Genomic DNA, 2,559 nt, shown 5'->3' with positions numbered 1-2,559 from the left:
GGAGCGCGTGCAGGTCTCGCAGGGCCTCGCCCCGGGCGACGTGGTCGTGACGGCCGGCGTGCAGGCATTGCGGCCGGGACAAAAAATTCACTGGACCGGGGTAGCCAGGTGATCGGCCCGAATCTATCCGAATGGGCACTCGCGAAGCGCCCGCTGGTCGTGTTCCTCATGATCGCCGCGCTCGTGGCGGGCACCCTGTCGTTTTTCCGGCTGGGGCGCGCCGAAGACCCGGTCTTCACGTTCCGCACCATGGTGGTCTCCGCCGTGTGGCCGGGGGCCACGGTCGACGACACGCTCTCGCAGGTGACCGAGCGGCTCGAGCGCACGCTGCAGGAGACCCGCCACCTCGATCGCATCCGCAGCTATACGACGGCGGGCCAGACGACGATCTTCATCGATCTGCTGCAATCGACGCCGCCCGCCGAAGTGCAGGACATCTGGTATCAGGTTCGCAAGAACGTGGGCGACATGCGCCAGACGCTGCCCGCCGGTACGCTCGGGCCGTTCTTCAACGACGACTTCGGCGACACCTTCGGCATCATCTACGGATTCACCGCCGACGGCTACAACATGCGCGAGCTGCGTGATCGCGTCGAGGCGATCCGTTCGCGTCTGCTGCTGGTGCCGGACGTCTCGAAGATCGAGGTGCTCGGCGCGCAGGACGAGCAGATCTATATCGAGTTCTCCACCACGCGTCTCGCGGGCCTGCGTCTGGATTACCCGTCCATCGTCGCGGCATTGCGCTCGCAGAACGTCATCCGGCCGTCGGGCGTGCTGCAGACCGGGCAGGAGCGCGTGTTCTTCAGGGTCACGGGCGCCTTCGATTCCGAACGCGATATCGGGAACGTCAACCTCGTGCTGGGCGGGCGCATCGTACGCCTGGGCGACATCGCCACCATCCGGCGCGGCTTCGCCGATCCGCCGCAGCCGATGTTCCGCGTCAACGGCAAGCCCGCCATCGGCCTTGCCATCGCCATGCGCGATTCGGGCGACATCCTCGCGCTCGGCCACAACCTGAAGGCCGAGATGGCCGATGCGACCGCGAACCTGCCCGCCGGCATCGAGCCTTTTCTCGTCGCCAACCAGTCCGATACGGTCGATGTCGCCATCAGCGACTTCATGGCGTCGCTCTGGCAGGCCATCATCATCATCCTCGCGTGCAGCTTCGTGAGTCTGGGCGTCCGGCCGGGGACGGTGGTGGCGGCGTCGATTCCGCTTACCCTGGCGATCGTGTTCGCGATCATGGACGTCGTACACATCGACCTGCACCGCGTGTCGTTAGGCGCGCTGATCATCGCACTGACGCTGATGGTGGACGACGCCATGACGACCGTCGACGCCATGATCAACCGGCTCGCCGCGGGCGACACCAAGGATCAGGCGGCGACGTTCGCGTACCGGACGCTCGCCGCGCCGATGCTGATCGGCACGCTCGTGTCGATTTCGAGCTTCGTGCCGATCGGCTTCGCGAGGAGTTCGGCGGGCGAGTATACGTTTTCCATTTTCTCGGTGGTCGCCATCGCGCTGCTCGTGTCGTGGTTTGGCGCCGTGATTTTCTCGCCGCTCGTTGGTCAGGCCATCCTGAAGGCGCCGAAGGCAGACAAGGCGCCCGACAAGCCCGGCAGGATGATCATGGCCTATGACCGCTTCCTGCGTGGCGCGCTGCGCATGAGGTGGTTGACGCTGGCCATTACGCTGGCGGCGTTCGTGGTGTCGATCTTCCTGGTGCGCTTCGTGCCGCAGCAGTTTTTCCCCGCGTCGGACCGGCCCGAGCTGACGGTGGATCTGACCTTGCGCCAGAACGCGTCGATCCGTGCCACCGAGGCGCAGGTCGCGCGCATCGAAGCCATTTTGAAGAGCGATCCCGATGTCGATCACTTCAGCAGCTATGTGGGCCGTGGCGCCGTGCGCTTCATTCTCACGCTCAATGCCCAGTTGCCCAATCCATTTTTCGCCCAGATCGTCGTGGTGGCGAAAAACCTCGAGGCGCGCGACCGGCTGCAGCTGAAACTGGAGAAGGTGCTGAGCGAGCAGTTTCCCGGCATCGTGGCGCGCGTGTCGCCGCTGGAACTGGGGCCGCCGGTGGGCTGGCCGCTGCAGTATCGCGTCTCGGGCCCGGACCCGGCACAGGTGCGCAGGGTTGCCCTCGATCTCGCCGGCATCGTGGGTGCGGACTCGCGCACGCGCCATGTCAATTTCGACTGGATGGAGCCGGCCCGGCAGATCCGCATCCACATCGATCAGGATGAGGCGCGCCAGCTCGGCGTGAGCAGCGCCGCGCTGGCCGCGATCATGAACACCATCGTGACGGGCACGCCCCTCACGCAGATCCGCGACGACATCTATCTGGTCAACGTGGTCGCGCGCGCCGACCAGGAGCAGCCGCTCACGGTCCAGACGCTGGGCACGCTGCAGGTGCCCACGCCGGCGGGCCGGATGGTGCCGCTGAGCCAGTTCGCGACGTTCACGGAGGAGCAGGAGTCGCCGCTGGTATGGCGGCGCAACCGCGTGCCGACGCTCACGGTGCGCGCCGACGTCATGCATGGCGCGCTGCCCAAC

General features: G+C 66.4%; 1 protein-coding gene. It reads left to right on the top strand.

Annotation, left to right across the window (positions count from 1 at the left end):
• Positions 1 to 108: 108 nt before the first annotated feature.
• Positions 109 to 2,559 (top strand): efflux RND transporter permease subunit (locus BMI01S_RS36895; RefSeq protein ID WP_042293203.1); only part of this gene is annotated, 2,451 nt, incomplete at its 3' end.

The sequence above is a fragment of the Paraburkholderia mimosarum LMG 23256 = NBRC 106338 genome, assembly GCF_000739815.1.
Lineage (GTDB): Bacteria > Pseudomonadota > Gammaproteobacteria > Burkholderiales > Burkholderiaceae > Paraburkholderia > Paraburkholderia mimosarum.
The sequence above is the reverse complement of the archived record's forward strand: the minus strand, read 5'-3'. Positions and strand labels throughout refer to the sequence as shown.